The sequence below is a fragment of the Nocardia sp. PE-7 genome, from assembly GCF_030486425.1.
Lineage (GTDB): Bacteria > Actinomycetota > Actinomycetes > Mycobacteriales > Mycobacteriaceae > Nocardia > Nocardia salmonicida_A.
This window is the reverse complement of record NZ_CP129614.1, coordinates 1,380,137-1,405,128: the sequence shown is the minus strand read 5'-3', so window position 1 is coordinate 1,405,128 and position 24,992 is coordinate 1,380,137. Positions and strand designations below refer to the sequence as shown.

At 67.8% G+C, this 24,992-nt stretch carries 22 protein-coding genes; 11 read left to right on the top strand and 11 right to left on the bottom strand.

All coding sequences use genetic code 11. From position 1 onward, the window contains the following. Nucleotides 1-35: 35 nt before the first annotated feature. The gene (gene glnA, locus QX204_RS06615) at nucleotides 36-1,472 is read right to left on the bottom strand and encodes a type I glutamate--ammonia ligase (RefSeq protein ID WP_301905686.1); all 1,437 of its coding nucleotides are present in this window, start codon (nucleotides 1,470-1,472) and stop codon (nucleotides 36-38) included. A gap of 288 nt (nucleotides 1,473-1,760) precedes the next feature. Between glnA (QX204_RS06615) and QX204_RS06610 the strand changes: the two genes are divergently transcribed. Both QX204_RS06610 and QX204_RS06605 read left to right on the top strand, forming a co-directional pair. Continuing rightward, nucleotides 1,761-2,216 carry an RDD family protein gene (locus QX204_RS06610; RefSeq protein ID WP_301905685.1) on the top strand — a complete coding sequence of 152 codons (456 nt, stop codon included), beginning with the start codon at nucleotides 1,761-1,763 and terminating at the stop codon, nucleotides 2,214-2,216. A gap of 45 nt (nucleotides 2,217-2,261) precedes the next feature. Next, nucleotides 2,262-2,645 (top strand): YrdB family protein, encoded by a 384-nt coding sequence (locus tag QX204_RS06605; protein WP_301905684.1) that lies wholly within the window; start codon nucleotides 2,262-2,264, stop codon nucleotides 2,643-2,645. A gap of 52 nt (nucleotides 2,646-2,697) precedes the next feature. Here the strand turns inward: QX204_RS06605 and QX204_RS06600 are convergent, their stop codons facing one another. Further along, complete coding sequence (locus tag QX204_RS06600) at nucleotides 2,698-3,441, bottom strand: DUF4191 domain-containing protein (RefSeq protein ID WP_301905683.1); 744 nt, start codon at nucleotides 3,439-3,441, stop codon at nucleotides 2,698-2,700. A gap of 119 nt (nucleotides 3,442-3,560) precedes the next feature. Between QX204_RS06600 and QX204_RS06595 the strand changes: the two genes are divergently transcribed. The 3 genes from QX204_RS06595 to QX204_RS06585 are packed head-to-tail and all read left to right on the top strand — an operon-like array spanning nucleotide 3,561 to nucleotide 6,307. Then, nucleotides 3,561-4,979 (top strand): M20/M25/M40 family metallo-hydrolase, encoded by a 1,419-nt coding sequence (locus QX204_RS06595; RefSeq protein WP_301905682.1) that lies wholly within the window; start codon nucleotides 3,561-3,563, stop codon nucleotides 4,977-4,979. Then, nucleotides 4,976-5,812, top strand: a complete 837-nt coding sequence (locus QX204_RS06590) for an alpha/beta hydrolase (RefSeq protein WP_301905681.1) — start codon at nucleotides 4,976-4,978, stop codon at nucleotides 5,810-5,812. Before QX204_RS06595 ends, QX204_RS06590 begins: the two co-directional genes overlap by 4 nt. Before the next feature lie 33 nt (nucleotides 5,813-5,845). Then, nucleotides 5,846-6,307 carry a 6,7-dimethyl-8-ribityllumazine synthase gene (locus tag QX204_RS06585; RefSeq protein WP_056821074.1) on the top strand — a complete coding sequence of 154 codons (462 nt, stop codon included), beginning with the start codon at nucleotides 5,846-5,848 and terminating at the stop codon, nucleotides 6,305-6,307. A 1-nt stretch (nucleotide 6,308) separates the two neighbouring features. Here QX204_RS06585 and QX204_RS06580 read toward each other — a convergent pair whose 3' ends face one another. Both QX204_RS06580 and QX204_RS06575 read right to left on the bottom strand, forming a co-directional pair. After that, on the bottom strand, nucleotides 6,309-7,754 hold the full coding sequence (locus tag QX204_RS06580; RefSeq protein WP_301905680.1) for a neutral zinc metallopeptidase: 1,446 nt from the start codon (nucleotides 7,752-7,754) through the stop codon (nucleotides 6,309-6,311). Between the two features lie 73 nt (nucleotides 7,755-7,827). After that, nucleotides 7,828-8,778, bottom strand: coding sequence for an endonuclease/exonuclease/phosphatase family protein (locus QX204_RS06575; RefSeq protein ID WP_301905679.1), 951 nt, complete (start codon nucleotides 8,776-8,778; stop codon nucleotides 7,828-7,830). Between the two features lie 61 nt (nucleotides 8,779-8,839). On the opposite strand from QX204_RS06575, the gene QX204_RS06570 reads away from it, so the two are divergent. After that, nucleotides 8,840-9,121, top strand: coding sequence for a hypothetical protein (locus QX204_RS06570; RefSeq protein WP_301905678.1), 282 nt, complete (start codon nucleotides 8,840-8,842; stop codon nucleotides 9,119-9,121). On the opposite strand, the gene QX204_RS06565 is transcribed toward QX204_RS06570, so the two are convergent. Then, the gene (locus QX204_RS06565) at nucleotides 9,118-11,631 is read right to left on the bottom strand and encodes a GmrSD restriction endonuclease domain-containing protein (protein ID WP_301905677.1); all 2,514 of its coding nucleotides are present in this window, start codon (nucleotides 11,629-11,631) and stop codon (nucleotides 9,118-9,120) included. The genes QX204_RS06570 and QX204_RS06565 overlap by 4 nt on opposite strands. Nucleotides 11,632-11,734: 103 nt before the next feature. After that, the gene (locus QX204_RS06560; protein ID WP_301905676.1) at nucleotides 11,735-12,757 is read right to left on the bottom strand and encodes a hypothetical protein; all 1,023 of its coding nucleotides are present in this window, start codon (nucleotides 12,755-12,757) and stop codon (nucleotides 11,735-11,737) included. A 221-nt stretch (nucleotides 12,758-12,978) separates the two neighbouring features. Between QX204_RS06560 and QX204_RS06555 the strand changes: the two genes are divergently transcribed. Continuing rightward, nucleotides 12,979-13,182, top strand: a complete 204-nt coding sequence (locus tag QX204_RS06555) for a cold-shock protein (RefSeq protein WP_056821080.1) — start codon at nucleotides 12,979-12,981, stop codon at nucleotides 13,180-13,182. A gap of 58 nt (nucleotides 13,183-13,240) precedes the next feature. On the opposite strand, the gene QX204_RS06550 is transcribed toward QX204_RS06555, so the two are convergent. From QX204_RS06550 to QX204_RS06540, 3 genes are all read right to left on the bottom strand, one after another. After that, nucleotides 13,241-16,252: a bifunctional [glutamine synthetase] adenylyltransferase/[glutamine synthetase]-adenylyl-L-tyrosine phosphorylase gene (locus QX204_RS06550; RefSeq protein ID WP_301905675.1), complete on the bottom strand. Its 3,012-nt coding sequence runs from the start codon at nucleotides 16,250-16,252 to the stop codon at nucleotides 13,241-13,243. A 72-nt stretch (nucleotides 16,253-16,324) separates the two neighbouring features. Further along, nucleotides 16,325-17,665: a type I glutamate--ammonia ligase gene (gene glnA, locus QX204_RS06545; protein ID WP_062991563.1), complete on the bottom strand. Its 1,341-nt coding sequence runs from the start codon at nucleotides 17,663-17,665 to the stop codon at nucleotides 16,325-16,327. Nucleotides 17,666-17,786: 121 nt separating this feature from the next. Beyond that, nucleotides 17,787-19,319 (bottom strand): alpha/beta hydrolase, encoded by a 1,533-nt coding sequence (locus QX204_RS06540; protein WP_301905674.1) that lies wholly within the window; start codon nucleotides 19,317-19,319, stop codon nucleotides 17,787-17,789. Between the two features lie 199 nt (nucleotides 19,320-19,518). On the opposite strand from QX204_RS06540, the gene panB reads away from it, so the two are divergent. The 4 genes from panB to QX204_RS06520 all read left to right on the top strand — a co-directional run bounded on the left by panB (nucleotide 19,519) and on the right by QX204_RS06520 (nucleotide 22,744). Next, nucleotides 19,519-20,382, top strand: coding sequence for a 3-methyl-2-oxobutanoate hydroxymethyltransferase (gene panB / locus QX204_RS06535; RefSeq protein WP_301905673.1), 864 nt, complete (start codon nucleotides 19,519-19,521; stop codon nucleotides 20,380-20,382). A 112-nt stretch (nucleotides 20,383-20,494) separates the two neighbouring features. Further along, entirely contained in the window at nucleotides 20,495-20,923 is a 429-nt protein-coding gene (locus QX204_RS06530; protein WP_301905672.1) for a hypothetical protein, read from the top strand. Further along, entirely contained in the window at nucleotides 20,923-21,885 is a 963-nt protein-coding gene (gene pip / locus QX204_RS06525) for a prolyl aminopeptidase (protein ID WP_301905670.1), read from the top strand. The genes QX204_RS06530 and pip overlap by 1 nt, the downstream gene beginning before the upstream one ends. A 1-nt stretch (nucleotide 21,886) precedes the next feature. After that, nucleotides 21,887-22,744, top strand: coding sequence for a CHAD domain-containing protein (locus tag QX204_RS06520; protein ID WP_301905669.1), 858 nt, complete (start codon nucleotides 21,887-21,889; stop codon nucleotides 22,742-22,744). 13 nt (nucleotides 22,745-22,757) lie between these two features. Here the strand turns inward: QX204_RS06520 and QX204_RS06515 are convergent, their stop codons facing one another. Together QX204_RS06515 and QX204_RS06510 are read right to left on the bottom strand one after the other, a co-directional pair. Continuing rightward, nucleotides 22,758-24,194 carry an RNB domain-containing ribonuclease gene (locus QX204_RS06515; RefSeq protein ID WP_301905668.1) on the bottom strand — a complete coding sequence of 479 codons (1,437 nt, stop codon included), beginning with the start codon at nucleotides 24,192-24,194 and terminating at the stop codon, nucleotides 22,758-22,760. Nucleotides 24,195-24,262: 68 nt separating this feature from the next. Further along, nucleotides 24,263-24,595, bottom strand: coding sequence for a hypothetical protein (locus QX204_RS06510; RefSeq protein ID WP_301905667.1), 333 nt, complete (start codon nucleotides 24,593-24,595; stop codon nucleotides 24,263-24,265). Nucleotides 24,596-24,992: the final 397 nt, after the last annotated feature.

The following is a 24,992-nucleotide window of genomic DNA, read 5'->3' as shown; positions in this document are numbered from 1 at the left end:
AGCGGGCCGGTCAGGCCCGTTCCCGCAGGTCAGGATCACACGTCGTAGTAGAGCTCGAACTCGTACGGGTGCGGACGCAGGTTGACCGGGGCGATCTCGTGCTCGCGCTTGATGTTGATCCAGGTCTCGATGAGGTCAGGCGTGAAGACGTTGCCCTCGGTGAGGTAGTCGTGGTCCGACTCGAGGCGATCGATGACCGTGGCCAGGCTGGTGGGGGCCTGGGGGATGTTCTTGGCCTCCTCCGGCGGGAGCTCGTAGAGGTCCTTGTCGACCGGAGCCAGCGGCTCGATCTTGTTCTTGATGCCGTCCAGGCCGGCCATCATCATGGCGGCGAAGGCCAGGTACGGGTTGCCCGAGGAGTCCGGCGCGCGGAACTCGATGCGCTTGGCCTTCGGGTTGTTGCCCGTGACCGGGATACGCACGGCAGCCGAGCGGTTACGCTGCGAGTACACCAGGTTGATGGGGGCTTCGTAGCCCGGCACCAGACGGTGGTACGAGTTGACGGTCGGGTTGGTGAACGCCAGCAGCGACGGGGCGTGGTGCAGGATGCCGCCGATGTAGTGACGCGCCAGATCCGAGAGGCCACCGTAGCCGGCCTCGTCGTGGAACAGCGGCTTGCCGTCCTTCCACAGCGACTGGTGCACGTGCATGCCCGAGCCGTTGTCACCGAAGAGGGGCTTCGGCATGAAGGTGACCGACTTGCCGGCCTTCCACGCGGTGTTCTTCACGATGTACTTGAACAGCTGCAGGTCGTCCGCCGCCGAGAGCAGCGTGCCGAACTTGTAGTTGATCTCGGCCTGACCGGCGGTGCCGACCTCGTGGTGGCCGCGCTCGAGCTCGAAGCCCGCGTTCTGCAGGTTGGTCGAGATCTCGTCGCGCAGGTCGACGTAGTGGTCGTACGGGGCGACGGGGAAGTAGCCACCCTTGTTGCGGACCTTGTAGCCGAGGTTGCGGCTGCCGTCCGGGTTGAACTCCTTGCCGGTGTTCCACGAGCCCGAGACGGACTCGATCTCGTAGAACGAGCTGTTCATCTGCGAGCCGTAGCGAACGCCGTCGAAGATGTAGAACTCGGCCTCGGCACCGAAGTACGCGGTGTCGGCGATGCCGGTCGAACGCAGGTACTCCTCCGCCTTACGCGCGATGTTGCGCGGGTCGCGGGAGTACGCCTCACGGGTGAACGGGTCGTGCACGAAGAAGTTCAGGTTGAGCGTCTTCGCGGCACGGAAGGGGTCGATCCGGGCGGTGCTGAAGTCGGGGAGCAGGAGCATGTCCGACTCGTCGATCGACTGGAAGCCACGCACCGAGGAGCCGTCGAACGCCAGACCCTCTTCCGCCAGGTCGGCGGTGAACGCCTTGGCCGGGATCGAGAAGTGCTGCTGGACGCCGGGCAGGTCGGAGAAGCGGATATCGACGTACTCGATGTCCTCTTCCTTGATGTACTGGATGACCTCTTCGGCCGTGCTGAACGTCACTTGCTCTCCTTACGAATCGGTTCCCAGCCAGTCGCGATGCTGGCCCTTTCGAACGACCTGCGTGCAGTCGCCACGAAGGGGTTCGTCGCGACCTGACGCTAAGGACGCGGTGTTTCCCAACAGTCAAGGCTGTGTTTCGCCAGTGTTACGCGAGCCGGATGCCTGGGTGATGTCAGCCATCCGGGCGCGACCTTCACGCTAATCCTGCCATCCGCGTGATCCCGCGCTGACGTGACCTCCATTAATGCGGTCGTGGGCGGCCGATCGCGCGCCACTATCCTGGGTCCCATGGCGCGTATCACCGGCACATGGCTATCCGGATCCCCGGGCGAACCCGGCGACTCGGACATCTCCGGCTACCCCGGTGAGCTGTACGGGCTGCCGCGCGAGGGAGCGGGCTCACTCGCGCCCACGTGGCGCCGAGTCGTCGCGCTGTTCATCGACTGGTTCATCGCGGTCGGGATCGCCGCGGTGATCACCCGCAGCTTCGTGTCGTCGTCGGTGCCGCTGCTGGTGTGGTTCGTGGTCGGCGTGGCCGCGGTGACGCTGTTCGGGTTCACCCCCGGCCAGTACTTCCTGAGACTGCGGGTGCTGCGCATCGACGCACCGGTGGCGGTCGGGTTCGTGCGCGCGCTGGCCAGGCAGGTGCTGCTGGTGTTCGTGGTGCCCGCGCTGTTCACCGATGCCGACGGTCGCGGCATGCACGACCGGGCCACCGGGACGGCGCTGGTCAACGCTCGCTGAGCTGTTGGGCCCGCTCGCGGTGGCGCACGGTCATACGATCGGGCCGTGTCACTGAATCCGGCCTTGCTGGCCGTACGTTTCCTGCTCGAATTGATCGCCATCGCCTCGTTCGGCGTCTACGGATGGCGCGCCTTCGACTCACCGTGGCGGTACCTGCTCGTGGTGGTACTGCCGATCGCGGCCGCGACGCTGTGGGGTGTGTTCACCCTCCCCGACGATCCCGGACGCGGCGGCGGTTCACCGGTGCCGGTCTCCGGCCCGGTCCGGCTGCTCGTCGAGTTCACTGTGCTCTTCGGTGGCGCCGCGGCACTGTGGGCCGCTTCGCTGCCGCGCCTCGCGTTGATCTCGGCGGCCGTTCTCGTCGGTTACCACCTACTGGCCTACGACCGGGTTCTGTGGCTGCTGACCGGTCGCTCACCCAACGCCTGAAACGTCGCGAGCCCGTCACCGGACAGGGTGACGGGCTCGTGGCGGGACTGGGTCAGCGGCGACGGATCGCGCGCTGCATGCCCTTCATCTTCGCGCCGGGGGGCATCGGGCCCTTCGGCATCGCGGGACCACTGCGCGAACTCAGGGCCGAGAGCCTGCCCTCGATCTGGTCGATCCGCTTGACGTCGATGTTGCGCGGCAGCTTGGTGAGGTATTTCTGCAGCTCCTTGAGGGGAGTCTGGCCTTCCTCGTTGCCGACGATCACTTCGTAGATGGGGGTGTCACCGACCAGGCGGGCGGTGCGCTTCTTCTCCTGCGCGATGAGCGAGCGGACCCGCTGCGGCGAACCCTCGGCGACGAAGATCACCCCGGGCAAGCCGATGACGCGGTGCACGGCGTCGAGCTGGGTGGTCGCGGCGACGCCGTTGGCGACCCGCCACTTGCCCTGCAGGTTCTCCAGCACCCACGCCGCGGCGCCCGCCTGACCCTCGGCCTTGCGGTACACGTTCTTCTGCACGCGGCGTCCGAACAGGATGAATGCCAGCAGCACACCCAGCAGCAGACCCAGCGGCAGCAGGAACCACTGCATGTCGAAGATCAGCCCGATGAGGAAGAAAACCACCGTGGTGCCGACCAGTGCGCCGATCATCAGCGGCAGCAGCGCCTTGTCTTCCTTGCGCTGCATGTTGAACGCCTGCCACAACTGCTGACGTCGCTCGCGTGATGCCTGCTTACGGGCCGCTTTAGCCGCGGCCCTGGCTTCCTTCGACGGCTTGCCGCCCTTGCCTCCTGCCATGGTGCCAGCTTAGATGGCGCGTCGCCGGACCGTCTGACCGCATCACGCCGCGCCACCATCGCGGCGGTTCGGGCGCCTTTGCCGGGCGCAGGGCCTCGCCACGGGCCACAATGGCTGAGATGCGCCCGATCACCGAGAACACCGCCATGTCCCCCGTCACCGAGGGCGTCGACGACGAGGTCGCGCAGCGGCTGGCCGTCGCGTTGCAGTGCGCGACGGTGTCGACCGAGGATCCCGCGCACACCGCCGACGCGGAGTTCGTCCGCCTGGCCACCCACCTGGAGACCTCGTTCCCCCGCGTGCACGCCGAGCTGACCTTGACCAGCTTCGGCCACAGCAGGCTCTACCGCTGGGACGGCGCCGAGCCGGGCGCGGTGTCGGCCATCCTGCTCGCCCACCAGGACGTGGTGCCCGCCGACGACGCGCAACGCTGGACCCATCCCCCGTTCGCCGGTGTCGTCGACGACGAATTCATCTGGGGTCGCGGCGCGATCGACGACAAGAGCCGCGTGCTCGCCGTCCTCGAGGCGGTCGAAGGGGCATTGGCGGCCGGAATTCGCCCGCGCCACACCATGTTCCTCGCCTTCGGGCACGACGAAGAGGTCTTCGGCGACGGCGGCGCGGTCCGGATGGCAGAGCACCTGCGCGCTCAGAATGTGCGCGCGCAGTTGCTGCTCGACGAGGGCGGGGTGATCACCGACGGCGTCGCCGACGGGGTCGACCGGCCGGTGGCCAGCATCATGCTCGGCGAGAAAGGGTATGCGACGGTTCGGCTTTCGGTCACCGAGACCGGCGGTCACTCCTCGATGCCGGGCAAGCAGACCGCGGTGGGACGGCTGGCACGTGCGGTCGCGCGCGTGCAGGATCATCCGATGCCGCTGCGGCTGACGCCGGTGATCACCGACATGCTCGCCCGCATGCGCGAGGCGATGCCCGAACCACGACGCAGACTGCTCGAACTCACCGACACGCGCGGGCTGGCGAAACTGACCGGCCCGCTCGTCGCCCGGATCATGGCGGCGGGCCCGACCACCGAGGCGCTCGTCCGCACCACCACCGCGCCCACGGTGATCAGCGGCGGCGTGAAGGCCAATGTGCTCCCCCAGAGCGCCGAGGCGCTGGTGAATTTCCGTATCCTGCCCGGTGATTCGGTGGCGGCGGTGCTGGCGCACTGCACCAGGGTGATCCGCGATATCGGCGTGGCGATCGACCTCGTCGGACCGGCGTCGGAGCCCTCCCGGGTCACCGAGCCCGGCCCGGCTTACGACCTGGTCGCCGAACTGGCCTCGAGCGTGGTGCCCGGCATCGTGACCACCACCGGGATCGTGCCCGGCGCCACCGATTCACGCCACTACGACGGCTTGGCCGTGACCCGGTGCAACTTCGCGCCGATCGTGGTGAACGCGGCGGATCTGGAACGTATCCACGGAACCGACGAACGGATCTCGCGACTCAACTACGCTCGGCTGATCGAGTTCAACCGGCGTCTCATCGAGCGGCTCGCCGCGGCGCCCGAAGCAGGAGGAGCGCCACGATGACGACCGACACCGGCGAGTTCGCGGGGCACGGCGGCAAAATCGCTTGGCGCGCATGGCAACCCGAGACGCCGCCCCGCGCGGTGGTGGTGCTGGTGCACGGCGTCGCCGAACACTCGGGCCGCTACGAATACGTCAGCACAACCCTGGCCGACGCGGGTTTCGCGGTCTACGCGCTCGACCACATCGGGCACGGGCTGTCCGAGGGGTCGGCGGCCAATATCGGTTCGATGCAGGGCGCCGCCGACAATGTCGCGACCTTGCTCGACCTCGCGAGCGCCGCCCATCCCGGTGTCCCCCGGTTCCTGCTGGGGCATTCGATGGGCAGCCTGGTGGTGCTGCACCTGGCGACTCGCGGGCCGCTCGACGTGGCGGGCATCGTCGTCTCCGCGCCACCCCTATATATCCCGCTCGGCAATCCGATCCAGCGCCTGGCCGCTCCGCTGCTAACCCGGCTCGCGCCGAATCTCGGGGTGCTGACCCTGGATTCGTCCACGATCAGCCGCGATCCCGCGGTGGTTCGCGCCTACGACGACGATCCGCTGGTCTTCCGCGGCAAGCTGCCCGCGCGGACCGCGGTGGAGATCCTGCAACACACCGCACTGGTGAAACAGCGCCTCGGCGCGCTCACCGCGCCGCTGCTGGTGCTGCACGGCACCGCCGACTCGATCGCGTCTCCGTCGAGCGCCGATCTGCTCGAACGCGACGCGGGCTCGAAGGACGTGACGGTGCTGCGCTACCCCGGGCTCTACCACGAGGTGTTCAACGAACCCGAGCGCGCGCAGGTGCTCGGCGATGTCACCGACTGGCTGTCCACCCATGTTACCGGTCAGTAAGGTTCTACCCGGGCGACCTAGTAGACTCTGCTCATGACCACGTCTTCCGGCGCCGTTGCCTTCATCCGCGCGAGCTGGCACAGCTCCATCGTCAACAAGGCGCACGAGGGCTTCCTCGCCGAATACACGGGCTTCGGGTTCGATCCCGAGGTCGTCGAGGTGTTCGACGTCCCCGGAGCCTTCGAGATCCCCCTGCACGCCCAGCGCCTGGCCCGCACCGGCCGCTACGACGCGATCGTCGCCGCGGCCCTGGTCGTCGACGGCGGCATCTACCGCCACGACTTCGTCGCCTCCGCGGTGATCGACGGCCTGATGCGCGTGCAACTCGACACCGATGTGCCGGTGTTCTCGGTGGTGCTCACCCCGCACCACTTCCACGAGCACAGCGAGCACGTGGACTACTACACCAACCACTTCGTGACAAAGGGAGCCGAGGCTGCCCGCGCGGTGGCGAACACCCTCAGCTCCCTGCGATCACTGCCAGCTTCGCACTGACTTATTTGAACTGGTTCAAGCAGGCCTGTTCGCCGCTGAGGACGCCGGTGCGGAACGCCTCGAGGCGCTGATATCCGCTCGGCACCACCTTGCCGTTGACGTCGGAGGCCGCGAGGCCGTCGGCGAGCAGGCCCGAAACCGCCTCGTCGAGGTCACCGGCCGACAGGCGCGGATCACTGCTCGGCTCGCTGAGTTTCGTGGTGAGCACGCCCGTCAGGCACGCGGTGCGCAAGCCGGCGGACTCTGCCCCGGTCAGGGACAGCTTGCGATCCTGCTGCACTGCGAGTGCATAGCGGGACACGAACACTACTGCGGCGTTGTAGTCGCCGGTGACGACCGCAGAGAGCGGTTCTTGCTTCGTGCTCGTACCCTCGCCCCCACGCTTGGCCATCGCTGGAACGTCGGTGCCGATGGTGTTCGTGGCCGGGCAGAAAGAAGCCGGCTCGGTGGTGGTGGTCGACGCGCAGTTTCGGGTGACGCCGGAATAGTCGAACCTCGGGGCATTCTTCACCGGCATCGACTTGCCCAGTTGGGTGGCCAATGTGGTCAGAGTTTCCTGATCCACGGGAAGTTGTTTCTCTTTCCCGTCGTCGATAAAGGTGACGGGCAGCCCCGCGCGACGCTTCTCGATCTCGGCCTCGTTGATGTCCTTGCAGGTCTGAGCACCCGTGGTGTAACCCATCTGCACCGCACTGACCCGCTCGAACGCCGAACCGTGGACGGCGTCGGGGTCATTGGGGTCGCGGTCGCGCACGGCGACGGTGGCGCCGAGTACACCGTTGAGGCCGTCGGTGGTGTTGAGCGTGAAGTGCTTCGAATTGCCTTCTGCCACATGGCGAAGGAACACACCGGCCAGGCAGTCGGCCTGCTGTTCCTTGACCAGCGCGTCAGTGAGGAACCCGCGCAACAGGTCAGCTTGGGACTGGATGGCGTGCCCGTATTCGTGGGCGAGCACCATCACCACCGACATCTCCTTGTACTTGTCGACCAGCAGCGGCAGCAGGACGGTGCGGTCCCAGCCGATGGTGTGGTCGAGCGGGCAGTAGGCGGCGTTGACCAGCTTGTAGGTGCTGCTCTTGCAGAACTGCACCGACTCCGACTCCGGCGCTTTCGCCGACCACGAGATGTACTTCGAGGCGGGCTTGAAGTTGCCCCGGAAAGTCTTGGAATACTCGCTCTGCCAGTACTCTTCGATGTCGGCGATGGCATTGAGAGCGAGCTTGTCGATCTTGCCGTTGTCGCCGTTGTCGGCCTTCTTGTCCGTGTCGGGCACACCGGGACGCGACCCGCTGGGGCCGGTGGACGACGCCGCGCCCGCCACCTCCCACGGATTGTCCATGACCGGCTGCGCCTGGTCGCCGGCGACTGTTGTCGCGCCGCACCCGGATACGAGCATGCCGATGCTCACCAAAGCTGCCATGGTCGCGCCGAACCGATGTCTTCTCATGCGCTGTCCTCCCCACAATGACGCGGACGCCTTGCGGTCCGCGATCGAGCGCTCACATGGTAAACGACCACTGTCACAGGTCCATTCGGATCGTCGCCAGCACCGCGCGATGGTCGGAGCCTCGAATGGTGAGCGTGCGGATCTGTTCGGCCACCCCACCTGCGACGAGGATGTGATCGATTCCGATCACCGGTCCCCAGCGGCGATCCGCCGGGTAGGTGAGCAGCACACCGTCACCGGTCTGGTCGGCGGCCGAGGCGAACGCACCGTCGAGCAGCGCTCGGTAGGCCCAATGATCATGTGTCGCATTGAAATCCGCGCCGACGATCGCGGGTGCGCCGGTCGCCGCGAGGATCTCGTCGACCTTGCCCATCTCCGCCGACCAGGCGTCGAAGTCGATGTTCGGCGGGATCGGATGGAAGGCGAACACGGGCATCGGGCCGCGCTGCGGATGTTCCATGATCGCGGAGATGTTGCTCATGATGAAACCGTCGTATTTCTTGGTGTCGCGCAACGGGTATCGGCTGTAGATGCCGGTGCCGCCACCGCCCGACTGCGCCGGTTCCAGGTAGAAGTAGGGCAGCCGCTCCTCGAGTCCGGCCCCGCGCAGACCCGCGATCGAGTCGATGGTCAATTCCTCGACGGTGAGTACGTCGACGTCGTTGTCACGCACCGCACCGACCACGGCGACCGGGTCGGCCTTGCCGAAGAGGATGTTCGACTGCATCACGACCAGTTCCGGCCCTTCGGCCGCCCTGGCCTCCGGAATATAGGACGGCACCACCAACCACGCTGCGCCGGCGAGCACCAGTACCGCGGCCCCCGAACTGCGCCATCCGCGCGCGAGAAGCATCAGCACCAGCCCCACGACCGCACCGAGCATCAACCACATCGCCCCCGACGCCAGCAACACCATCGACTTCTGGCGCCAGTCCACGACGTGCAACACGATCCCGACGACCGCCGCGACCACCGCGCCCCACCCCAGGACGAGCAACGCTCGTTCCACCCATTTACGCATCATGGCGCCACCCTAAGCGGCCCCACTTGTCACTCCCTTGTGAGCGTCTTGAAGAGTGGAGGCCGTGTATATCGAAGAATTCACCGCCGCGGGACCGCTCACCGAGCAGGCGGTCGAGGCGCTGATGACCGTCGCGAACAGATACACCTCGGCGATCACCCTGACCGTCGGCGAGCGCACCGTCCAGCTACCGGTGTTGCCGGTGTGCTGGGACGAACTGCCCGTGCGCGCGGGCACCTCGATCACCGTCGAAGCCGATCGCGGCTACCGGCCCGCCGACCTCGAAGATCGCACCGCGCTGACCGACTTCGTCTCGACCTTCCAGCGCACGACCGGGCAACCCTAGAGCGGCAGTCCTGCCTCGATCCAGTTGTAGGCCTGGATCTTTCGGGACTCGGGATCGTTGACCACCTGGTTGATCAGGTCGTTGATCTGGTCGTTGGACAGGGGGTAGCCGTAGTGTTCGGCCGCGCCCGCCGACGCCCACAGGGACGCGAAGAGTCCGGGACCGCCGAGGATGTGGGCCAGCGCGGTGGCGACCTCCTCGACGGTCTCGAGGACGCCGTGCACGAGGGCGATCGCGATGTCTTCGTCCCCGGGCGGCACGCCGGGGGCCAGCGCACCGGATTCGACGGCGCGCTGGGCCAACCAGGCCCGCGGGACCAGCGGGCTCGGGCCGATGGCGTCGCCGAGGTAGTAGCGCCATTCGCCCGGGTTGCCCTGGTCGAAGGCGTGGATGTAGAAGGTGCGGGTGAGCGCCCACAGGGCGATGTAGCGCAGGGCGAGCTGTTCGGCGCCGAGCAGCGCATCGGGGCCGTCTGCGCGGTCGTGCTCGAGCTGATTCCAGGCGAAGCGGAACCAGACCTGTTCGGAGTTGCCGACCCAGGTGGCGGGCAGGCGGTCGGCCAGCGCAGCCAGATCGCCCACGGGGCCGTCGATGCTGGTATCACCGGAGGCTTCCACGCGCAGGTTGTCGACGTACCCGCGCAGGGCGTCGACGGAGGTGAACACCGCGTAGCCCAGCTGGGCGAAGCGGGTGAGGTCGGCATTGGACGGTTCGAGCACGAGCACCACCGGCATGCCGACACCCGGCTGTAGCCCCTCGGGCCAAAAGGCCTCGGCGACAGCGAGTTCGCGCCCGGTGACCGGGTCGGAGACCTCGCTGTCGAGCAGCGGGAAGCCGAAGCCGTCGGCGACGAGGTCGTCGACGAGCGCGTTGACCTGGTCCACCGCGGGATCGCCGACGGTCACCCCGGCGACACCCACCGTCAGCAGGGTCGGGCGGTGCAGCTTGCCGGTGCGCAGCTTTTCGAGGAAGGCATCGGCCGAGGCGGAGAGCAGCTTGCGGCGTGCGCGCAGGAACTCGCGATAGTTCTCCACCCGCCACAGCGACGGGTCGGTCGGAATCCACTGCGAGGCGAGCGCACCCGGATTGCGGCGCTCCACCTCGGCGAAGTACTCGGCGGGCTCGCGCTCGCCGAGCTCGGCCTCCGACCCTGGGCCGAGAAAGCAGAAGTTGGCGATCGCGTTGATCTCGTTGCGTTCGTAACCGGCATCGCGCAGCAGGGTTTTCGGGAACAGGTAGTGCACCTGCACGGGCGTGCGCTCACCGAACTGCTCGATGCCGAGTTCCGAACCGCTGCCGAGATCGCGCGAGCCGTCGACGCGGGTCAGCATGTACAGCAGCGGATAGAACCGGGAACCGCGGGTGGCGCCGGCGAAATCGTCGGCGCACAGGTCGAGCGAGCCGCCGCGCAGCCGTTCCAGCGAGCCGATCAGCGCGTCGATGCCGCCGCGCTCGAGCGTGTCGTAGTCCTGCTGCAGGAAGGTCTCGGTGGAGCCGCTGAACCGGCCCCACAGCGCCGAGTGCACGTACCAGTACAGCACCCGGTCGCGGTGCAGATCGTTGTCGAAACGGCCGCCGTTGAGAAACAGCAGCCGGGTGATCACCGGAATCGCGTAGCGCCCCATCAGGACTCGGTCGTGATCGAGTCCGAGCCTGCCCGCCACGGTGTCGAGGAAGGTGTCGACCTGCTCGGTGGTGGCCACCAGCGCCTGTTCGAATTCCGCGGGCGCGAGATCGCCGAGCGCGTCGAAGTGCGCGCGCCCGTTGCCGACCGCGATCACATTGCGCAGCAGCCAGTCCAGGGTGAAGGTGTAGCCGTCTTTGTCCCAGCGGATCAGGTGGTCGCGCAGGTTGCCTCTGGCCTGCGGCCACTGCGCGCACAGCGTGGCCAGCGCGAGGTCGCCCTTGGACAGCTTGGTGCCGCCGGAGTTGACCCGGTTGAAGATGTCGACCACCTCGTCGACCGTGCGATCCGATCCGGTGATGGTCTCGACATTGAACTCGCGGTTGGCGACCTCGCGAACCTTGTTCAGCCGATCGAGATAGAGGGCAAGGGTTTCCGGCGACTCGTCGGGGAACCTGGACAGGTAGTGCATCGGGCCCTGGGCGAACAGTTCGGTGATGTCGATCCAGGCCGGCGCGGTATCGCGGCCGGGCACCTGGAATTCGAACAGCTCACGCTCGACATCGAAATGCAGACCGGTGAACGCGATCTCGTCGCCCTCGAAGAACGACGGCGCCGTCCCGCGCATGATTCCGTAGAGGGTGGTGATGCGCTGCTGCCCGTCGAGCAGCAACTGGCGCAGCCCCGAACCGGTCGTCGACCCGCGCACCGCGATGTCCTCGGACCCGGTCTCCCACACCAGCAACCCACCGACCGGATACCCCAGATACAGCGACCGCATCAGTCCGCGCACCTGGTCGCGGTTCCACACGTAGCCACGCTGGAATTCGGGCAGCAGCACAGCACCGGAGTCGATCTGGTCGAGCAGGGAGGACAGACGTGTCACGGCAGCCTTTCGATCGAGATCCGGTGGCAGACAAGCGCCCCATCGTTGCACGAATCGTACCGACACATCCCGACATGCCAGCGGCCGAATGGAACTGGTGCGGTCACTCCATCCCGGACACGGCGGCCCGGAAGGCATCGGAGGCGTAGAACGGGGCCAGCCTGCGGCGCAGCACGGTATCGAGATAGCCACGCTCGTCGAGTGTTTCCAGGACCGGCGGGCCGAAACGCAGCGCCTCCTCGAGCATCTCCGCGCGCCCTACGCCCAGCTCAGCCAGTAATTCGGCAAGGGGGGTGTCGCCGTATTTGTCGAAGACGTGGTCGACGCCCTCGTCGAGCAGGGCGCGGAAGTAGTCGGTATCGCGGAAGGTCCGCCAGAATTCGAAGACGAGCACGACGATGTCTTCGACATCGGTGGCCGAGACCAGATCACGGAACGAGCCGACCGCGTCGCCGGTGTGTTTGCGCCAGGTCTCGCGGGCGCTGTCGAGCAGCACCTCGTCGACGTCACTGCTGTTGCCGCGCAACACGAATCGCGCGCCGGTGCGGGTGAGCCTGCCGACGCCGCTCTCGATCGCGGGCATCGCGGGTTCGGCCAACCGCGACAGCGCCCCGCGCAACGATCGGACCAGCCCTCCCCCTTCGGGATGCAGACCGTCGTCGACCGCGGTGACCACCGCGCGCTGGACCGCCTCGACGCACGCGTCGACGGTCACCGGACTGTCGAGCACCAGCCGCACCAGGCGGTGGGTGAGGTCCAGGTCGGCGACGGCGTCGACCAACTCGTCGAAGCGGCGGTTGTCGACGAGTTCGCCGACTTCGATCTCGTCGTTGGCGCGATGGTTGTACAAGCGCGTCGCGATCTCGCCGACGAGTTCGGGAATCGCGCCCTCCACCGGAACCTGCACGGCGAACTTGTGCGCGACCGCCTTGATCTGCTCGCGGGTGACCGCCTCGGCCAGCGTCAGCTCCGCGGCCTCGTCGAGCGCACCGTCGATCTCCTCGGTGACGAACTCGAGGAACCCGGCGGGCTCACGCAGCTGCTGCTTGGTGAACGCCACATGCGCGTCGAGCACCCGCATGGCCAGGTCGACGTGCCCGCCACGCCCCGCGTTCGTCTCACCCATACCGCCCAGATTGGCACAGTCCACGACGCGATGGGAAAAGGGCACTCACATTGGTTGCCGACCGTCGCGACACGCCGGTTTTCGACCGCAAACTCAGCCCAGATTGCGTTGCGAGAAAGTGCTAGGCGCGGTTTGCTGGCGAGTATGGCATACTGGGTTGCTGAGACTGGGCTGATCGCAAGTGATCGCCATGGCTCACCTACGGAAAAGACTTTTAAAACATGACTCAAGGCACCGTCAAGTGGTTCAACGGCGAAAAGGGCTTCGGCTTCATCGCCCAAGACGGAGGCGGCCCCGACGTCTTCGTTCACTACTCGGCTATCGGCGGCTCGGGCTTCAAGTCCCTCGAAGAGGGACAGCGGGTGGAGTTCGAGGTCGGCCAGGGCCAGAAGGGCCCGCAGGCCCAGGACGTCCGCGCCATCTGATTTCGGCGTGAACTGAAAAAGCCCCGCACCACTGGTGCGGGGCTTTTTCATGTCCGGACTATCCCCCGAACACCCGCTCGACGACCGCCTTAGCGCGCCGGGTGATGCGCATGTAGGTGTCGAGGAATTCGCTGCCGTCGTCGTTGGGCCAGCCCGCTACCCGGGCGACCGCCGACAGCAGTTTGCCGGGGCCGGGAAGCTGGTCGGTCGGTTTGCCCTTGACCAGGACGAGGGCGTTGCGAGCGGCGGTGGCGGTGATCCAGGATTCGCGCAGCAACGCGACGTCCTCGGATTCGAGGATGCCTTCGGCCTCGATCACGTCGAGCGACTGCAGGGTCGAGGTGTTGTGCAGCGCGGGGACCTCGTGCGCGTGGCGCAGTTGCAGGAGTTGGGCGGTCCATTCGATGTCGGCCAGACCGCCGCGACCCAGTTTGGTGTGGGTGGCCGGATTGGCGCCGCGCGGAAGGCGTTCGGCGTCGACGCGGGCCTTGATGCGGCGGATCTCGCGCACCGATTCCTCCGACACCCCGCCGGTCGGGTAGCGGATCGGGTCGATCACGTGCAGGAAGCGCACGCCCAGATCCTGATCGCCCGCCACCTGGTGAGCGCGCAGCAGCGCCTGCACCTCCCACGGCTGAGCCCATTGCGCGTAGTAGGCCTGATAGGCGGCCAGCGTGCGAACCAGGGGCCCGCTGCGGCCCTCGGGGCGCAGGCCCGCGTCCACCTGCAACGGCGGGTCGACGCTCGGTGCGCCGAGCAGCCGCTGGACCTGCTCGGCGATGCCGTTGGCCCATTTCACGGCGGTGGCCTCGTCCTCGCCGGGGCGCGGATCGCAGACGAACAGCACGTCGGCGTCGGACCCGTAGCCCAGTTCCATGCCGCCGAGCCTGCCCATGCCGATCACCGCGAAGTCGGCGGGCGCGGGCCCGCCACGTTCGGCCTCCGAGGCGCGAATGACCGCGCTCAGTGCCGCCTCGAGCACCGCGACCCAGACCGACGACAGCGCCGCGCACACCTGCGGGACGTCGAGCATGCCGAGCACGTCGGCCGAGGCGACCCGGGCGAGTTCGTGGCGACGCAGTGAACGGGCCGCCGCGACAGCGCGTTTCGGGTCGTCGTAGCGAGCGGCCGCGGTCTGCATGCCGCGCGCGACGTCTTCGGGGTTGGTGCTGAGCAGCTGCGAACCACCGGGCCCGTCGGCGTACATGCGGATGGTGTCGGGCGCGTTGATCAGCAGGTCGGGCAGATACTCCGAGGAGCCGAGCACGATCATCAGGCGCTGGGCGACGGCGCCTTCGTCGCGCAGTTCACGCAGGAACCAAGTCTGGTCGTCGAGCCCCTCGGAGACCCTGCGGTAAGCGAGCAGGCCCGCGTCGGGATTCGGTGTGTCACCGAGCCATTCGAGCAGGGTCGGCAGCAGCAGCGCCTGGATGCGGCCCTTGCGCGAGACGCCGCCGGTGAGGGCTTTGAGGTGGCCGAGCGCGTTGGCCGGGGCGTTGTAGCCGAGGGCGGCGAGCTGGCGGACGGCGGCGTCGGGGCTCAGGCGCAGGGCGTCGGAGTCCATCCGGGCGACCGCGTCCAGCAGCGGGCGGTAGAACAGCTTGGCGTGCAGGCGGCGCACCCGCACGGCATTGCGGCGGATGTCGGTGTCGAGCACGCCGACCGCGTCCTGGCGGCCGTCGGGGCGAATATGGGCGGCGCGGGCGAGCCAGCGCATGCCCTCCTCGTCGTCGGCGGCGGGCAGGGTGTGGGTGCGCTTGAGCCGCTGCAGTTGCAGGCGGTGTTCGAGCAGGCGCAGGAATTCGTAGGAGGCGGTGAGGTTGGCGGCGTCCTCGCGGCCGACGTAGCCGCGCGCGGCGAGTGCGGCCAGCGCCTCGACGGTGTTGGTGACATGCAGTGCGTCGTCGACCCGGCCGTGCACCAATTGCAGTAGCTGCACGGCGAATTCGACATCGCGCAGGCTGCCCGCACCGAGCTTGAGCTCACGCTCGCGCATGTCGGCGGGGACCAGATCCTCCACACGGCGACGCATCGCCTGGACGTCGGCGACGAAGTCGGGGCGTTCGGAGGCGGTCCACACCATCGGCATCAGGGCGTCGCGGTACTGGCGGCCGAGTTCCATGTCACCGGTCATCGGCCGGTTCTTCAGCAGCGCCTGGAACTCCCAGGTACGCGCCCAGCGCTTGTAGTAGGCGAGGTGGGAGTCGAGGGTGCGCACCAGCGCGCCCGCTTTGCCCTCGGGGCGCAGGGCGGCGTCGACCTCGAAGAAGGCCGAGCTGGCCACGCTCATCATCTCGGCGGCGAGCCGGGTCGCGGTGGCGTCGGCCGGTTCGGCGACGAACACCACGTCGACATCGCTGACGTAATTCAGTTCTCGCGCACCGCATTTGCCCATCGCGATCACCGCGAGCCGGACCGACAGCTCGCCGTTCTTGCACACCCGCGCGACCGCGACCGACAGGGCGGCGGTGAGCGCGGCGTCGGCCAGATCCGACAGATGCTTGCCGACCACCAGGTACGGCGGGACCGGCTCGTTCTCGACGGTGGAGGCGAGGTCGACGGCGGCCAGCAGCATCAGCTGATCGCGATACCTGCTGCGCAGCAGCGCCACCGCCTCGGGCCCGGCGATGCCGGCGCGGAACAGCATCGGTCCCGCGTTCGGACCGGTCTCCGGGACCGCGTCGACCGCGTCGAGTAGATCGGCGATCAGCTCGTCCCGGCTGGGAAGCTCCTTCTTGCGCAGCACTTTCCACGCGGCCGGGACAGCGACCAGGTGGTCGCCGAACGCCGTCGACGACCCCAGCAACCCGAACAGCCTGCCGCGCAACGTGGTGTCGGAACGGATCGCCGAATCCAGTTCGGGCCATGCGTCTTCGAGCGATTCGCGAAGACGCACGAGCGTGCACAGGGCCAGGTCGGCATCGGGCGAACGCGACAGTGCCCAGAGCACGGGCACCCCGTCGACGTTGTCCCAGCCGAGCTCGCGCAGGGAAGCCGCCGCCGTCGGTTCGAGTAAACCGAGCCGGCCGACGCCGGGGACAGCGGAACGGGCAGTCGGTGGCCGGACCATAGCTGCAATCCTAGCGGCTGGCGCCGCGGGTTTCGGCCCGGGACCGAGGCGGCCGAAACCACCATGGACCGCTTAGAGACTCAGGTATTCCTTCAGCTCCCAGGGGGTGACCTGTGAGCGGTAGTCGGCCCATTCGCGGCGCTTGTTGCGCAGGAAGAAGTCGAAGACGTGTTCGCCGAGAGTCTCGGCGACCAGCTCCGAGCGCTCCATCGCCTGCAGCGCCTCGTCGAGGGTGCCGGGCAGGGTGCGGAAGCCCATCGCGCGACGCTCGGCGTCGGTCAGCGACCAGACATCGTCTTCGGCCTCGGGGGGCAGGGTGTAGCCCTTCTCGATGCCGCGCAGACCGGCGGCCAGCAGCACCGCGAAGGTCAGGTACGGGTTGCAGGCCGAGTCTGGGCTCCGGATCTCGACGCGACGCGAGGACGACTTGTTCGGGGTGTACATCGGCACGCGCACCAGCGCCGACCGGTTGGACCGGCCCCAGGAAGCCGCGGTGGGAGCTTCGCCGCCATGGATCAGGCGCTTGTAGGAGTTGACCCACTGGTTGGTGATCGCGCTGATCTCGGGGGCGTGCTCGAGGATGCCCGCGATGAACGAGCGCGCGGTGCCCGAGAGGTTGTTCGGGTCGTCGGGATCGGCGAAGGCGTTGTTCTCGCCCTCGAACAGGCTCATGTGGGTGTGCATGGCAGAGCCGGGGTACTGGGAGAACGGCTTGGGCATGAACGTCGCGCGCACGCCCTCGTCGATCGCCACCTCCTTGATGAGGTAGCGGAAGGTCATCACGTTGTCGGCCATCGAGAGCGCGTCGGCGTAGCGCAGGTCGATCTCCTGCTGACCGGGAGCGCCCTCGTGGTGGCTGAACTCCACCGAGATGCCCATCGATTCCAGCGAGTCGATGGCGTGGCGGCGGAAGTTCGGCGCCGCATCGTGCACGGCCTGATCGAAGAAGCCGCCGTTGTCGGCCGGGGTCGGCTCGTAGCCGTCCTTGAGCTGGTCCTTCAGCAGGAAGAACTCGATCTCGGGGTGCACGTAGCAGCTGAAGCCCGCGTCGGCGGCCTTGTTCAGCTGACGGCGCAGCACGTGGCGCGGGTCGGCCCAGGACGGCGAACCGTCGGGCATGGCGATGTCGCAGAACATCCGGGCCGAGTGCTGGTGTCCCTTGGAACTGGCCCACGGCAGCACCTGGAAGGTCGACGGATCGGGCCGCGCGACCATGTCCGCCTCGGACACGCGCGCGAAGCCTTCGATGGCCGAGCCGTCGAAGCCGATGCCCTCCTCGAAGGCGCCTTCGAGCTCGGCGGGGGCGATGGCGACGGACTTGAGGTAGCCCAGCACATCGGTGAACCAGAGACGGACGAAGCGGATATCCCGCTCTTCGAGCGTCCGCAGCACGAATTCCTTCTGGCGATCCATACCGGCGAGCGTAAGCACCCGGCGTTAAATCCGTGTTACATACACAGACGGGTTTGCGATCGCGTCACATCGTTCGCACATCTCACCGGCCACGACGGGGCGTGGTGAGCAAATCTGGCTCTCAACATGTGAGACCAGGAGCGGGCGTGGCGAGATCGACGAGGTAGTTGATCACCGCGTCGTCGAGGCACCGATCGCCCGCGACGAGAGCCGCGGTGTGCCGATTGCCACGGAAGGTGATCAGGTCGGCGCCCAGCTGTGCGGCCAGGTCCACACCGGCCTGATACGGGGTGGCCGGGTCGTCGGTGGTGGACACCACCACGGTGGGCGGCAGGCCGGGGGCCGAGATTCGATGCGGGGTGCTGGTGTTGGGCACCGGCCAGGCGGCGCACAGTTCCAGCGGGGCGGCGCCGGTGCCCTTGCCGTCGTCGAGGAACGGGGCGGCCTTGCGGTATTCGGAGTCCTGGCGGCCGGTCACCGCGGGATCGGTGATGCGGGGATCGTCGACGCAGCGGATCGCGTTGAACGCGTCCTGGGTGTTGGCGTAGGTGCCGTCCTGGCGGCGGCCGTCGTACATATCCGCCAGTTGCAGCAGGGTGTCGCCGTTTCCGGCGCGCAGTTCGGACAGCCCCTGGGTGAGGATCTCCCACAGTTCGTCGCTGTAGAGGGCCTGCTGGACGCCGGTGATGGCGTCGTTGTAGCTGAGGCCGCGCGGGTCGGCGGTCGGTGCCGGGGTCTGTTCGAGTGGGCCGACCAGTTCGCGGAAGCGGGGCACCGCCTGGGCGGGATCGGTGCCGAGGGGACAGTCGGGGTTCTTCGCGCAGTCGGTGGCGTAGGCGGTGAACACGCCCTGGAAGCCCGCCGCTTGGCGCAACGATTCCTGGACCGGGTCCTGCGAGGAGTCGACGGCGCCGTCCAGGACGAGAGCGCGCACGTTCTGCGGGAACTTCTCCGCATAGGCGGAGCCGAGGCGGGTGCCGTAGGAGTAGCCCAGATAGCTCAGCTTCGCGTCACCGAGGACCGCCCGCATCACGTCCATGTCCTGGACCACCTCGCGGGTGCCGACATGACCGAGCAGGTCCACACCCGAGCGCTGGGCGCAGCGGTCGGCGTATTCGCGGTTGTCGGCCTCGGCGTCGGCGATGCCGGCCGGGGTGTTGCCGGTGGGCCGCTCGGCGCGTTCGGCATCGGCCTGTTGCGGGGTGAGGCAGACGATCGCGGGCAGCGACGAGCCGACACCGCGCGGATCGAACCCGACGCGATCGAACTTCTCGGCCAGTTCGGTGCGGTTGCCGACGCCCACCATCGAGAGGCCGGAGACGCCGGGACCGCCCGGGTTCATCAGCAGTGAGCCGACCTTCTTGCCGGTGGCCGGGATCCGCGAGAGCGCGATCTGGGCGGTCGGGCCGTCCGGGCGCGCGTAATCGATCGGCACGGTGATCCGCGCGCACTCGGTTTTGGGCGGCAGCCGGTCCTCCGGACTGCCGTAGCCCTCGCACGAGCCCCAGCTGATCTGCTGGTCGTAGAAGGTGTTCAGACCCGACGGCGGCGGGGGCAGCTCAGCACGCGGTGTGCCGTCCTCACCGGTGCCGCATCCGGTGACGATCAACGCAGAGACAGCGCCGAGGAGCACGACGAGCCGGCCTAGCTGCACGGTGGGCCCACCTTTCCGCGCCCTGCGGCGCACACGATGCGCCCGGATGGGCTTGCTTCACGGTAGCCGAATCGTGGATGTGACCGATCACACCGACGCCGGGCCTTAAACCCGTGCGGGCGCAGGTGGCACACTGGGATTGTCAGAAAAGCCCGGGGACCCGGTATGGGCCTCGAGGAACCAGACGAAAGGGACGATGATGTCCGTATCCGATGAGCAGAGTCCTGCCTACGGTGCCACTCCCGCCGAAGCTGTCCCCGCCAAGCCACGCCGCAAGACCCGCGTCCAGCATCTGCAGCAGATGAAGGCCGAGGGCGAGCGCTGGTCGATGCTGACGGCCTACGACTACTCGTCCGCGCGGCTGTTCGAGGAAGCCGGTATCCCGGTGCTCCTGGTCGGCGATTCCGCCGCCAATGTCGTCTACGGCTACGACACCACGGTGCCGATCACCATCGACGAGCTCATCCCGCTCGTGCGCGGCGTCGTGCGCGGCGCACCGCACGCCCTGGTGGTCGCCGATCTGCCGTTCGGGACCTACGAGTCCTCGCCGCAGCAGGCCCTCGCGACCGCCACCCGCTTCATGAAGGAGGGCGGCGCGCACGCGGTCAAGCTCGAAGGCGGCGAACGCGTCGCCGAACAGATCGCGCTGATCACCTCCGCGGGCATCCCCGTGATGGCCCACATCGGGTTCACGCCGCAGAGTGTGAACACCCTGGGCGGATTTCGGGTCCAGGGCCGTGGCGACGGTGCCGAGCAGTTGGTGGCCGACGCGATCGCCGTGCAGGAAGCCGGTGCGTTCTCGGTGGTGATGGAAATGGTCCCCGCCGACATCGCGGGCCAGGTCACCCGCAAGCTGACCATCCCCACCATCGGCATCGGCGCCGGCGCCGACTGCGACGCCCAGGTACTGGTCTGGCAGGACATGGCCGGCTACACCAGCGGCAAGACCGCCAAGTTCGTCAAGCGCTTCGGCAACGTCGGCGACGAACTCCGCACCGCCGCGGCCGCTTACGCCGCGGAAGTCCGCCAGGGCACCTTCCCCGGCCCCGAACACAGCTTCTGAGTTCGACCCGTGCGGCCGCTCCCGCGAGGGGGCGGCCGTCGCGTGTGAAAGGTTCTTGTCCGCGGCTGATGGCAGACTCGATAGCGACACTGTTCGACTAGCAGAGGTACCGATGCCGCGACGCCGTTGGATTTCTCGTTCTGTGCTGTTGACGGCGGGCATGCTCGCCGCCGCGACCCTGACCGCCTGCGGAGGTGCGCCACCGGCGTCGACCGGCAGCGCGGGAACCACCACCTCGGCCGCGCCGGCCACCACCGCTCCGGCCGGGACGCTGACGATCAGTCCCTCCTCCGCCGCGCAACTGTGCGACATGATCCGGCCCGAGCTGTCGAACTTCCGGGTACAGGGCCCGACGCTCGGCCGGATCTCGCTCAACGCCATGGTGCACGACTGGGGCTTCCGCAACGGCGGCATCAACGGCCACGTGCTCGCCGACAAGGCGATGATCGACCGAGTGACCACCGAAAGCTGCCCCGAGGTGCGAACGGAGGCGCTCACCGCCCTCGAATTGCCCTCGCTCGCCGCGGGATTGGCGTTCTGATGCGCACCCTCTACCCCGAGATCGAGCCCGCCGAGCAGGGACTGCTCGACGTCGGCGACGGCCAGTCGGTGTACTGGGAGATCAGCGGCAACCCCGACGGCAAGCCGGTGGTGTTCGTGCACGGCGGACCGGGCGGCGGCACCGGGCCCCTGCAACGGCGTTTCTTCGACCCGGCGATGTACAAGATCGTGCTGTTCGATCAGCGCGGCTGCGGAAAGTCCATGCCGCACATCGCCGATGGGGCTTCCCTCGACACCAATACCACGCCAAATCTGATCGCCGACATGGAGTCGCTGCGCGCGCATCTCGGGATCGAGCGCTGGCAGGTGTTCGGCGGTTCGTGGGGCTCGACCCTCGGCCTGGCCTATGCGCAAGCGCACCCGGAGCGGGTGACCGAACTGGTGCTGCGTGGCATCTTCCTGTTGCGGCGCAAGGAGATCGACTGGTACTACAACGGCGCCGCGGGCAACGTCTACCCGGCCGAGTGGGCGAAATTCCTCGCGCCGGTGCCTGTCGAGCACCGCGATGACGACCTCGTCGAGGTGTATCACCGGCTGCTGCACTCCCCCGATCCGCAGGTCGCACTCGATGCCGCGATCGCTTGGTCGACGTGGGAAGGCGCGACGAGTTCGCTGCTCCCGCAACCGGATCGAGTCGCCGAAACCGCCGAGGCGCGCTTCGCCCTCGCGTTCGCCCGGATCGAAAACCACTATTTCCGGCACGGCGGATTCCTCGACGAGGGACAGTTGCTGCGAGACATAGATCGGATCGCCGACATCCCCGGCGTGATCGTGCAGGGCCGCCACGACATCGTGTGTCCCGCGGTGAGCGCCTGGGATCTGCACACCGCGTGGCCGTCCTCGACCCTGCACATCGTCGAGGACGCCGGGCACACCGCGCACGAGCCCGGCATCACCCACCACCTGGTGGAGGCGACCGACGCGTTCGGGAAGCGAGGCTGACATGCCGAAAAAGGCCGGAAAAGCCGTCGTCGCGGCACTACGCGAGGACATCGACCGGCTCTTCGACGCCGAGCCCGACGTCCGCGCCGATGCCGACGATTCGGTCCACCAGATGCGGGTGGCCACGCGCAGGCTGCGCAGCGTTCTGCGCTCCTACCGCACGCTCTTCGACGCCGACGAAGCCGCCGCCACCGAAGCGGAGCTGAAGTGGCTGGCCGACCTGCTCGGCGTGGCCCGCGACGCCGAGGTCCGCGCCGAACGGTTCACCGCGCTGCTGTCGGACTACGACGAAGCCCCCACCGAGATCACCGATGCCCTGGTCGGCGCGTCCCGCACGGCCTACACCGATGCCCACGCGGAGGTATTGAGCGCACTGGATGCCAAGCGCTACCGTCGCCTGCGCAAAGTGCTGAAAACCTGGCGCACCGATCCCCCACTCGCTCCGGACCTCGCCCGCGACAAGGCAACCGACGTCTTCGAGCGGGTCCTGCGTCGCGACCGCAAACGCCTGCGCAAGTTGGTCTTCGCCGAACCCACCGCCACCCCCGCCGACCGGGTGGAACTGCTTCACGACATCCGCAAGGGCGCCAAGCGGTTACGGTATTCCTGCGAGGCGGCGACCACCGTCCTCGGCGCCGACGCGGGCGATCTCGGCTCCCGCGCCAAACGCCTGCAAACCGTGCTCGGCGACCACCGTGACGCCGTCGAGTCCCGCGAAGCGATCCTGGCGGTGGCCGCGCACGCGCACGGCCCCGCGGCCACGGTCTACGAGCTTCTGGCCGATACCGAAGAAGCGGCCGCGGGCCGAGCCATCTCCCACTATCCCGCGGCCGCGGCCTTCATCTCCGTGCGGAACTGACAGTCCCCGACGATCAACGGGCCCCGTCGTATTCGAACCCGATCGTCCGAGTACTCGGATCCGCGACAGCCAACCGCACAGCGACCGTCTGTCCTTCCGGCGGCCGCCCCGCACAGCGCGCGAGGATCGGCGGTTCGCCGACGAAGATCTCGGCGGGCCGAGACCCGTTGGCATCGCGCAGAACCACGGCGGAGAACTCGGCGCCGACCCGAGGCTCGAGAATGGTGGCCTCGGTCAGATCGACGCAAGCACGATCCACCTTGTTGGCCACGCCGTCGGTGCGCCGCATCGTCTCGGCGGCCCCCTTCAACCCGTCCACCACCCATTGCGGGACCTCGACCCCGGCGGAGTAGGCCAGGCAGATCTCGGTGGTGAACCGATCGGCCAGCCGTCGCAGCGGCGCCGTCACATGCGCGTACGGAGCCCCGATCGCACTGTGCGTCAACTGTTCCGACGACGGGTCGTCGAGTTCGACGAGCAGCGTATAGCTGGCCCCCCGCAACAATCCGGTGGCTTCCGACATCAGCACCAGCGCCGCGGGCGTGTTGGCGTCGAGCCCGGCCAGCATCCGCCCCACCGGCATCTCGGCGGGCCACCGCACGCCCAGCGCCGCCGCCGTACGCCGCATCGACGCGATCGCGCTCTCCGGCGGCGGCGGCATCGTGCGCAGCAGGCCGATACCCTTGTGCTCCACCATGATTCGCGCGGCACACATTCCGGTGAGCAGCGAGATCTGCTCGTTCCAGTCGTCGGCGTCAGTACGCGGCTCCAGCTGCAGGCGCCAGCCGTCACCGTCGGGAACCACTTCCTGCGCGGGCAACCGCAGCGAGATGGCGCCCTGTTCGAATCCTGCCTCGATCCGCAGCCGACCGAATTCGGGCAGCGCGAGCAACGACGGATGCAACGTCGCGGTGTCGGCAGCGGCCTGAACCTGCGCGTAATCGAACCGCTCCCGCGAACGAACCAGCGCGCGCGTCACCGAAAAGCTCAGCGGCACAGCATTATTGTCGAGTTCGATGGTCCACAACGCGGCGGGCCGGTCGACGCCGGGCAGCAGACTCGCTGTGCCCTCGGACAGCACCGTCGGATGGAGCGGGACCGTGCCGTCGGGCAGATAGAAAGTTTGTCCGCGCGTTTCGGCTTCCGCGGCCAGCGCACTGCCCGGCACGATCACCGCACCGAGATCGGCGATCGCGTAGTGCAGGGTGAAGCCGGTGGGAGTGCGTTCGATATGTAGCGCCTGGTCCAGATCCAGTGCGCCGGGCGGGTCGATGGTCACGAACTCGATATCGGTCCGATCGACCCGAGTGCCCGCGAACGCGTCGACCGCGTCGCGGGCTTCGGAGACTGCCTCGGCCGGATACTCCGAGGCCAGTCCGAATTCGGAACGGATGGCGCCGAAGTCGACCGGCGCCGAGACGATCCGCTGGTGGAGTCGGAAACCGGACATCCGACCCTGATTCTGCGAACTACTCGTCGTGTGTGATCCGAAGTCCATAGCTCGCAGACTAACGAGTTCTACTTCAGGGCGAGCATGGTGCCGTTGAGCTGATCGAGCGGGCCGTACACCGTGAACGTGACCCGGCCGTTGGGGACGGCGGAGGACACGGTCGCGGCCGCGTCGAGCGCCTGACCGAACGAGGCCGCCGACGGGTGCGGCAGACCGGCGACCGTCAGGCCGAATCGAGACTGATGGACCCAGGCGGTATCAGCCGGGCTGAGGTCGACCTGGACCCCGCCTGCGAGCGGGGTCACCGCGACCGCGCTCGCCGAACCGGCACCCAGCGTTGCGCAAACCGCAGCGGCTCCGGCGATCAGTGCACCGGCGACAATGGAACGAACTACCCGCATGTAAATGTGACCTGCTTCCGCGATCGAATGTATTGGGCCCGAGGAAGTGGCAGCGAGCCCTGCCGACGGCGATCACTCTATGACCTCGCTCACGTTCCCGGCGAGTTCCAGCGCATTTTCGCTGTCCGGACACACGAACGCCATGACTTCGCGGGCAATTGTTACTGTGGCGGCGGCGCACTCGGCAGCTGCCGGGTTGTGCGGCACTCACGTCGATAAATGGGAGTTTGCGAACGTATGTCGTGGCTGATTTTCGATTACCTGTCGCCGATCCTCGGACCGGACGCGGCCAGCTATTGGGCCCATCTGCTGGCGATTAACCCGGGATAGCTCACCGCTTCGATCCAGAACATGTCGCTTCCCGTTAACCACAGGGGAAGCGGCGTGTTTCCTGGGC

Bases quoted from the DNA above. Each gene is read 5' to 3' on its own strand.
- QX204_RS06610 (WP_301905685.1), top strand. From the start codon at position 1,761: ATGGCGCGTATCACCGGCACATGGCTATCCGGATCCCCGGGCGAACCC.
- QX204_RS06600 (WP_301905683.1), bottom strand. From the start codon at position 3,441: ATGGCAGGAGGCAAGGGCGGCAAGCCGTCGAAGGAAGCCAGGGCCGCG.
- QX204_RS06595 (WP_301905682.1), top strand. From the start codon at position 3,561: ATGCGCCCGATCACCGAGAACACCGCCATGTCCCCCGTCACCGAGGGC.
- QX204_RS06590 (WP_301905681.1), top strand. From the start codon at position 4,976: ATGACGACCGACACCGGCGAGTTCGCGGGGCACGGCGGCAAAATCGCT.
- QX204_RS06585 (WP_056821074.1), top strand. From the start codon at position 5,846: ATGACCACGTCTTCCGGCGCCGTTGCCTTCATCCGCGCGAGCTGGCAC.
- QX204_RS06580 (WP_301905680.1), bottom strand. From the start codon at position 7,754: ATGAGAAGACATCGGTTCGGCGCGACCATGGCAGCTTTGGTGAGCATC.
- QX204_RS06575 (WP_301905679.1), bottom strand. From the start codon at position 8,778: ATGATGCGTAAATGGGTGGAACGAGCGTTGCTCGTCCTGGGGTGGGGC.
- QX204_RS06560 (WP_301905676.1), bottom strand. From the start codon at position 12,757: ATGGGTGAGACGAACGCGGGGCGTGGCGGGCACGTCGACCTGGCCATG.
- QX204_RS06555 (WP_056821080.1), top strand. From the start codon at position 12,979: ATGACTCAAGGCACCGTCAAGTGGTTCAACGGCGAAAAGGGCTTCGGC.
- QX204_RS06550 (WP_301905675.1), bottom strand. From the start codon at position 16,252: ATGGTCCGGCCACCGACTGCCCGTTCCGCTGTCCCCGGCGTCGGCCGG.
- glnA (WP_062991563.1), bottom strand. From the start codon at position 17,665: ATGGATCGCCAGAAGGAATTCGTGCTGCGGACGCTCGAAGAGCGGGAT.
- panB (WP_301905673.1), top strand. From the start codon at position 19,519: ATGTCCGTATCCGATGAGCAGAGTCCTGCCTACGGTGCCACTCCCGCC.
- QX204_RS06530 (WP_301905672.1), top strand. From the start codon at position 20,495: ATGCCGCGACGCCGTTGGATTTCTCGTTCTGTGCTGTTGACGGCGGGC.
- pip (WP_301905670.1), top strand. From the start codon at position 20,923: ATGCGCACCCTCTACCCCGAGATCGAGCCCGCCGAGCAGGGACTGCTC.
- QX204_RS06520 (WP_301905669.1), top strand. From the start codon at position 21,887: ATGCCGAAAAAGGCCGGAAAAGCCGTCGTCGCGGCACTACGCGAGGAC.
- QX204_RS06515 (WP_301905668.1), bottom strand. From the start codon at position 24,194: ATGTCCGGTTTCCGACTCCACCAGCGGATCGTCTCGGCGCCGGTCGAC.
- QX204_RS06510 (WP_301905667.1), bottom strand. From the start codon at position 24,595: ATGCGGGTAGTTCGTTCCATTGTCGCCGGTGCACTGATCGCCGGAGCC.